We start from the raw sequence: 7739 nt of genomic DNA on the forward strand, positions 1-7739 counted from the left end.
ACGTCGGCAAGCGCAATTGCTACCGCGATACCCCGGGCGCTGGCATATTTCTCCAGGCAGTAAGGCCAGTAAGGCGAAAACAAGCACCGCTCCGTGCAGGGGCTGGGGTAATCACCGCTGCACCGCTGGCCTTGTTAGCCCAGGATCAACAGTGTGACCACGGCCGGGGCATCGGCATGCAAGGCGTGGATTTTGCCTTCGTCGACATGTACGGCTTTCCCCGGAGCGAGTGTGATTTCATCGACGGGCTCACCAGCATCCGCATCACCGATGGTGAACGTGACAGAACCCGTTTGCCCCAGCACCAGGATCGGGCGCGGGGCCTTGTGGTTCGCCATAGTGTCACCGGCACGGAAAGATAACCGCACCACGGTGGCACCTTCTAGCTCGGCGACCTTGGTTACTTGTGGCACCGCACGGGCTTGGCGTGACTGCGCATGGGTGGAGTTCTCATCCTCCTGGTACGGCAGATTAAGACCTTCTACCAGTTCCCATTCGTGCTCATTAATGCGCATGGCAGTTCCTTTGTTTACGAGGGGCATTTAGCACCAGTTTACTGCGAAAAATGACTGCCCCGATTTTCCGGAAGTTATGATCAGATTAACTTAAATTATGAAAGGTAGGGCCGGTATGGTGGCTAGTTCGCAGGTAAATCTTGCCGATTGGACGCAGAAGGCTAAAGACTACGTCGATTCGAAACAGCACCTTCTACTCCCCGGAATAAAACAAAGCACCCCGTGGAGCCAAGAATCATTAAAGGCCTGCGAAAAATGGTTCCTTGCGAACGCAAAAACGATTCCTGTCCCTCGCCGAATTGAATACGAGATGTTCCTTGGGGAAGGTCTACGCAGGCGATTTTCAGGGCAATGGGCGCATGCTTGTATCTTGGACAAGAAAATTAGCCATGAGCATAATCTACTTGGAATTTATTATCCTCAGCTAGAGCAATTTGATGTAACCGGCTCCCTGCTAGATAATGCGCTTGCCGCAAAAACAGGAGATTTCTGGGCCTCGGTTTTCCAATTAAACGAAAGCCTTCGTTTGGCGGGCCTTACAAATTGGCATGCCCCCGGTTCTGTTCCGCCGGAGTAGGTGGCAAAATCTGAGCACGTCAGATAGCCAAGAATGCCATGCTAGGAATTACGCCAAAGATCGCTGAATGCCCCCTGTCGAACCACTTCCACTAATTTTGTTGTCATGACATCTCAGGCTGTACTTTACGACGGCGCCGTCCACCCGCTACCCGGCGACCTGCAACAGGCCCTAGTCCGCGAAAATCTCGCAGATCTGTGGAACGGACTCACCCTACTAGCTCGCAATGAATTCATCTGTTGGGTAGCAGATGCGAAAAAGGAAGAAACCCGCGTCCGCCGCATCCGGCGCACCTGCGAAGAGCTCCACGAAGGCAAACGTCGCCCGTGCTGCTGGCCCGGATGCAAACACCGCGAAAGAAATGGCAAATAAAAATAGCCTTTACGCGAAACTATGCAGACAAAGGATCTTCATCCCCCATGGCGACTCTTAGATAGCAACTAGCTCGAGACTAGAAATCACCCCGGAGCGAATATCTTGATGATGCTGGCTGCCCGGGGATTGAATAACTTCAACCGTTGCTAAGAATCCGCGAACTTGTCTAGGTCATTGATCCGCCCGGCGGCAATCACTAGGTCACCGGAGCGGAGCACGTAACCGGCAGGTGGAGTAGAAAAGTGCGCATCTGCCGAGCGCACTGCAACAATGGCGATCCCCGGCGGGGTCTGTTCTACCTTCCGCCCATGCATCCACAGCGGTGGGGCTAGCTTAGCCATCGCGAAATCAGAATCGAACTCGATGTATTCCTGCACGTGCCCAGCGATCAAATGCGCCACGCGTCGGCCAGTATCCCGCTCTGGCCGCACAACGTGGTGCACGCCAATTTGTGTCAGGATCTTGGCCTGTTGCTGGTTGTCTGCTTTCGCCCAAACGTTAGGCACCCCCAGGTCCATCACGGCAGATGCCGTTAGTAGCGACGCCCCCATATCGGATCCGATGCCGATCACCACTCGGTGTGCATCGTGTACGCCGAGTTGGCGTAGTGCTTCTTGGTCGGTGGTTTCGGCGACGACGGCGTGCGTGAGTAGCGAGGCGGCTTTGGTTACTACCGCTTCGTCTACATCGATGCCCAGTACTTCTACGCCGGATTGGACTAGTTCCTCACCCAGCGCCATGCCAAATCGGCCAAGGCCAATGATTACGACGGGTTGTTTGGTGTGGTGGAATGGCAGCTTAGCCAATGAAAGGCCTTTCTACGGGGAATGAATAGCGGCGTTGGTTGGTGCGGGCAGCTAGGGCGGCGACAACCGTGATCGGGCCGATACGCCCGGCATACATCAGCACTACCAGCCATACACGCGCGAATTCCGGCAGCTCCGGAGTAATACCGGTGGTCAGACCAACGGTAGCGAATGCAGAGATGGTTTCAAAGGTGATCTGGTGGGAGTTGAACTGCGGTAGCAGCATTTGTAGCCCCATGATGGAGCCGGCAATCAGAATGAAAGCCATCATGAATACTGCCATCGACTGACGCACGATACGCCCGGGTATGCGCCGACCAGCAACCAGTAGCTCGTCGTCACCGCGCACTTCGGCGATCAACACTGCCACTAGTACGGCGGCGGTGGTTACTTTCACTCCGCCTGCGGTGCCTCCGGATCCACCACCGATGAACATCAAAAAATCCGTTAACATCAGCGAAGAAGGCCGCAGGTTCGATAGGTCAACCGAGTTGAATCCGGCAGTGCGGGTGGATACAGAATGAAAAAATGCCGCTTGCACCGCCGACCACGGGCTCAGCTCGCGCAAGCTGTTCGTCCATTCCATGATGCCAAACCCGATGGTGCCGACAACCAGCAAAATCGCGGTGCCAACCAGGGTAAACAACAAAGTCAACGACCGCGGACGTTGAACTTTCGAACAACGCCGCTCCTTGATTTCTAGCAGTACAGGAAACCCCAAACCACCGACGATCACGCCCGCGGCGACCGGCAAGATAATTCCAGAATCGTTGACATAGGGAATCAAGTTGTTGGACTGGAGCCCAAATCCTGCGTTATTGAATGCAGAAATGGCATGAAAGCCCCCCTGCCATACTGCGGGCAGTAAGGCATATCCGTATTTCGTGGCAAAACGGATGGCGAGTACTACGGTGATCACCAATTCCACGGCTAAGGAAAAACCAATTGTGCCGAGGATGACGGTGCGCACCTCACCTAGGTTTCTTCCGCGTTGTTCTGCAACGGCACGAAGCCGCCCCTTGACGCCCATCTGCCCGGCCAGCACAAAACTCACGACCGTGGCCAAGGTCATGATGCCAAGACCACCGATTTGGACAAGTACCAAGATGATTATCTGTCCGAAATGAGACCAATACGTCGCTGTATCCACGACTGTTAAGCCGGTGAGGCACACCGCGGACGTAGCGGTGAATAGTGCAGTGGTGAACTCAGGGTTGTCCACCCCGCTGCGGGAGACGGGCAGCAACAAAAGGACTGTGCCCGCGAGAATGAGCAGCAGGAAGCTCACGGAGACCAGCTGCGCGGGGCTAAAACCCCGCCGACGGTGTGCGCCTGAATGGAAAATCACAAGTCGGTATTCTAAACCTCATGCGGCTAGTAGTAATACCACTATGCAAAATTTTTACTTGATTTTGCCGTCGATGACTTCCACCACTTCGTCCACGTATTTCAACATCCCCCGGTCATGGGTGACAACACACGTCGCGATCCCCAAATCACGTGATAACTGCTGCAATAGTTGCATGATCTCTTGCGACAATTCCTGATCCAGCGCGGAGGTTGGTTCGTCTGCAAGCAAAACATCCGGATCATTCATCACTGCGCGTGCAATATTCACCCGCTGGCGTTGACCACCGGATAGCTTGCCGACGCTGCGGCTGCCCAGCCCCTCCAAACCCACCTTGGCCAACAGCTCTTCTGCCCGCTCCCGGCGCGGGGTGTGTCCACGCAAATGGTCGGTGATCAACAACTGCTCGGCAACAGACAACGATTCCAACAAGTTCGGCTGCTGGAAAATCATCCCGATGTGCTGGCGCCGTAATTCGCTGCGCTTTTCCTCCGAGCCGACGCTCATCAGTTCACCGGCGATACGCACTTCACCTTCCGTGGGCTGCAACAACCCCGCCATAGCTGAAAGCAAAGTGGATTTGCCGGATCCTGATTCGCCCACGATGGCGGTCACCGTCCCCGGAAGAACCTGCAAGGACACCTGATCCAAAGCGCGCACGGTGCCGGTGCCGTCGGGGAAATCAACGGTGACGTTGTGGCAAGCGACCGCTGGATTTTTAACTTGCGTCTTTTTATTTTCAATATTCATTAGGATTTGCCCTCCAATGCCGATGCTGGATCAATCTTTTTCACTCGTCGGGTTGCTACCAGTGCGCCACACATACCGAGCACCCAGATGCCCGCGGCGGGCACCACGATGGTGGCCCACTGCAAATCAAACGGAACAGAGTTGCCGGCCCACACGCCTGCTGCCCAGCCGACGCCGGCGCCAAGCACAACGCCGATGCCAACCACCACAGCGGCTTGTCCCAGCGCATCCTTCCACACATACCCGGGGCTGGCACCAAGTGCGCGTAGCACGGCGAGATCACAGCTGCGCTGGATTGTCCACACGCTCAAAAACGCCACGGTCACCAAAGCACTAATGGCATACAACAACACCTGAATGAGCTGGAGCGATGCCTGCTCCGACTGGTAGGCAGCCAAGCCAGAAAAAGAATCCTCGACTGTTGCAACACTATCCCCAGTCTGGTTTTCGGCATCCTGCCATTCCTCATCGCTCCATTCCGTATCGCTTAAAGCACCCGCCTGCCGGTCCCGGGTATCCACCGCCAGAACAATGCCGACGACGTCGTCATGCGCGCGCGAAATCTGCTGCCACACCTGTGTGCTTGCCCAGACGACGGGCTGGTGCGAATAGTGCTTGTCTTCTACGACGGCACTCACGGGCTGTTCGACGCCACCGATTTCTACCGTCTCACCTGGTTGCACACCGGACTCGGCAACGATTTCGTGGCTGACGACGATGCCGTCTTCGGCGACCACCGCCTCCTGCGACGCGACCGAATCTGCTTCTGCTGCCGCATCTGCGGCTGTGGCACCAGCTATTTCTGATCCTGCGGCACCCGCACCGGATACTACGGGCGCCGGAACCTTAGTCCCCGCAGGCAGGCCCAGCACGGCAACACCCACCGCAGAACCTGCTTCCAACCGGGTTTGCGCGGTACCAAGCGGGATAACCTTGCTGTCGGCGTCGACAAGCTCCTGCCATTCCTGCACATCAGAGGTGGTGACTTGTGATTCCTGAAAAGACGGCTCCTCACTAGTAAACACGTATCGCTCAGGGGCCAGGGCCTGCAAAGCAGAGGTGTTGTGCTTAGCCAACCCACCGGTCAGGCCAGTGAGCATCACCAACAGTACGGTTATCAGCCCAACGACGAAGCTAATCAAGCTGAAGCGTCCGCGGGCGGAGACGATATCTCTGAGTGCCAAAAACATAGTACCTATTGTTGTTTTTGCAGCTCAGTGCGGCATCGGGGTGCTAGTTGATTCTGCTATCAACCAGATGGTTGATCTTGCCCAAGCACTGACTCACCGGACTCACCGGCGACTATCCCAGTAGCCTAGGTGAGGTGACTATGCCAGACCATCTCGCCTCGTCCACTCCAGGTCTTGCGAGCGTGTTGCGCAACCTGCGGGTGGGTTTACACGTGATGTTTTGCGCGCTGCTCATTCTTGGGGCGGTGCGGGTCTGGCTTGCCGACGACGCAGCGCACGCCCAGCTTCCGGTCGTTTTGCTGGTCGCGGCCGCGCTAGGGCTGGTTTATGCGGGTGGCATCGTTGTGGAATACCGAGCCCGGCGCGGTGTGGGCAGTTTTTCCAGCCCGACTGTGAATCAGCAACGGAGCGCGCGCTGGTGGTGGGCCGCCGTTGTTGTGCTGTGGCTGAGTGCACTCGTGTTGGCGAATGATTTTCTTTGGGTGTTGTTCCCGCTGGTTTTTGTCACGCTTGCCGTATTGCCCCGTTCGGCGAACTTGCTGGCCGCTGCGGTGTTGTGGGCTGCTGGGGTGGTCGTGGTTGCGTGGTTGCACCCGCAGCATTGGCATATTGCGGTGGCGATTGGCCCGGGCATCGGTACGGTTTTTGCCGTAGCGATTTATGTGAGTTATCGCGCGTTGCATCGTGAGGCACTGACCCAGCGGCGTATCGCGGAAGAATTAGCCGCAACCCAGCAGGAACTAGCAGCCACCGAGCATCAAGCCGGGCGTTTGGAAGAGCGTGAGCGCCTGGCCCGCGATATTCACGACACGCTCGCGCAGGGGTTGAGTTCCATCGTGTTGTTGGCGCGTGCTGGACGGGCGAGCGCTAGCACCGGGGATGCGGAATCTGCTGAATCCCATAATGAGTCCCACAATAAGTCCAAAAATGCAGCAACGGACGTGTTTTCTACCATCGAGGACACCGCCCGTGACAACCTGGCGGAGGCGCGCCGTTTCGTGCGGGATCTGACCGCACCATCTGCGCAAGCAGATCTGCCAGATGCCATCACTGAGATTCTTCAGCGCATGCGTCGCCGTGGTAGCGGCTTGGGCGAATCCACCGAATTCCGGGCGAATTTCTCTGGTGATACGCACCGTCGGCTGCCCGAGTCCGTGGTCACCGCGGTGGTGCGATGCGTGCAAGAGGCATTGAATAACGTCGCCAAGCATGCCGCCGCGGATAATGCGGTGGTGTCGGTCGCGGTGCTTGGCGATGAATTAACCGTCGATATTTTTGACGACGGCCGTGGTTTTGATCCGGCGCAGGCACCCCAGCAAAAGTCCAGCCACGGCTACGGGCTTGGTGGTATTCAGCAACGCATTGCTGCATTATCTGGCACAGTAAATATTGAATCGACCCCGGGTGAAGGCACGGTTGTTGCGGCCCGCATCCCGCTGACTTCGCAGCACACACCAGCTAGCTAGTTCCAGGAGACCACCATGATCCGCGTTCTGCTTCTCGACGACCACCCCGTTGTCCGCGCCGGCCTGCGCGCAATCCTGAATAGCTTCGACGGGGTGCAGGTCACCCACGAGGCCGCCGATGGTAGCGCGGTGGATGGGCTTGTCGACGGCAGCATCACTGATGTGGATGTGGTGGTGTGCGATATCCAGATGCCTGGGGTTGATGGCATCACCGCGACCAGCAAATTAGCGAAGGCAGGCGGTCCACCTGTGTTGATCTTGACGACGTACGACACCGAAGCCGATATCGTCGCTGCTCTTGAGGCCGGTGCGTTGGGTTATCTGCTGAAGGATTCGCCCGAGACAAGTTTATTCGACGCCATCATCGCCACCCATGAACGCAAGCGCACGTTGTCGCCGGATGTGGCGGCGGCTCTGGCGCAGCGTACTTCGCAACCGCAGCAGAGCCTTTCGCAGCGTGAAATTGAAATTCTGCGGGAACTCGCCACCGGTGCGAGCAATAAGGCCTTGGCAAAGAAGCTTTTTATTTCTGAGGCGACAGTAAAAACCCACCTGATTCATATTTTTCAGAAACTAGGTGTGGAATCGCGCACCGCCGCCGTCATCGCTGCCCGGGACCGTCGATTAATTTAGACTGTCCAGGGTGTGCAGTAAATATGGTGACTGCATCAACGGGGTTGTCCGCAAATCATGGACACGTAGTAGAGCTACC

The 7739-nt window shown here is 56.8% G+C and carries 9 protein-coding genes; 4 read left to right on the forward strand and 5 right to left on the reverse strand.

Features of this window, described 5'->3' with window-relative positions; all coding sequences use genetic code 11:
* Window positions 1-134: 134 nt before the first annotated feature.
* Entirely contained in the window at window positions 135-542 is a 408-nt protein-coding gene (locus A5774_RS02550; RefSeq protein ID WP_231892320.1) for a hypothetical protein, read from the reverse strand.
* A gap of 88 nt (window positions 543-630) precedes the next feature.
* Here A5774_RS02550 and A5774_RS02555 point away from each other — a divergent pair, with 88 nt between their 5' ends.
* On the forward strand, window positions 631-1092 hold the full coding sequence (locus A5774_RS02555) for a hypothetical protein (RefSeq protein WP_126925722.1): 462 nt from the start codon (window positions 631-633) through the stop codon (window positions 1090-1092).
* A 105-nt stretch (window positions 1093-1197) separates the two neighbouring features.
* Complete coding sequence (locus A5774_RS10835; RefSeq protein ID WP_082936070.1) at window positions 1198-1464, forward strand: YdeI/OmpD-associated family protein; 267 nt, start codon at window positions 1198-1200, stop codon at window positions 1462-1464.
* Between the two features lie 149 nt (window positions 1465-1613).
* Here the strand turns inward: A5774_RS10835 and A5774_RS02560 are convergent, their stop codons facing one another.
* From A5774_RS02560 to A5774_RS02575, 4 genes are read right to left on the reverse strand one after another with little or no spacing between them, the layout of a single operon-like run.
* Window positions 1614-2273 carry a TrkA family potassium uptake protein gene (locus tag A5774_RS02560; RefSeq protein ID WP_064833229.1) on the reverse strand — a complete coding sequence of 220 codons (660 nt, stop codon included), beginning with the start codon at window positions 2271-2273 and terminating at the stop codon, window positions 1614-1616.
* Window positions 2266-3621 (reverse strand): TrkH family potassium uptake protein, encoded by a 1356-nt coding sequence (locus A5774_RS02565; protein WP_064833230.1) that lies wholly within the window; start codon window positions 3619-3621, stop codon window positions 2266-2268. Before A5774_RS02565 ends, A5774_RS02560 begins: the two co-directional genes overlap by 8 nt.
* A 54-nt stretch (window positions 3622-3675) precedes the next feature.
* Window positions 3676-4371 (reverse strand): ABC transporter ATP-binding protein, encoded by a 696-nt coding sequence (locus tag A5774_RS02570; protein WP_064833231.1) that lies wholly within the window; start codon window positions 4369-4371, stop codon window positions 3676-3678.
* A complete protein-coding gene (locus A5774_RS02575; protein WP_064833232.1) occupies window positions 4371-5561 on the reverse strand; it encodes an ABC transporter permease in 1191 nt (396 codons plus the stop codon). The genes A5774_RS02570 and A5774_RS02575 overlap by 1 nt, the downstream gene beginning before the upstream one ends.
* A gap of 140 nt (window positions 5562-5701) precedes the next feature.
* On the opposite strand from A5774_RS02575, the gene A5774_RS02580 reads away from it, so the two are divergent.
* Window positions 5702-7027, forward strand: a complete 1326-nt coding sequence (locus A5774_RS02580) for an ATP-binding protein (protein WP_064833233.1) — start codon at window positions 5702-5704, stop codon at window positions 7025-7027.
* Between the two features lie 15 nt (window positions 7028-7042).
* A complete protein-coding gene (locus A5774_RS02585; RefSeq protein WP_064833234.1) occupies window positions 7043-7660 on the forward strand; it encodes a response regulator transcription factor in 618 nt (205 codons plus the stop codon).
* Window positions 7661-7739 lie beyond the last annotated feature (79 nt).

This window comes from Corynebacterium sp. EPI-003-04-2554_SCH2473622 (assembly GCF_001665955.1).
In the GTDB taxonomy this organism is placed as follows: Bacteria; Actinomycetota; Actinomycetes; order Mycobacteriales; family Mycobacteriaceae; genus Corynebacterium; species Corynebacterium pseudodiphtheriticum.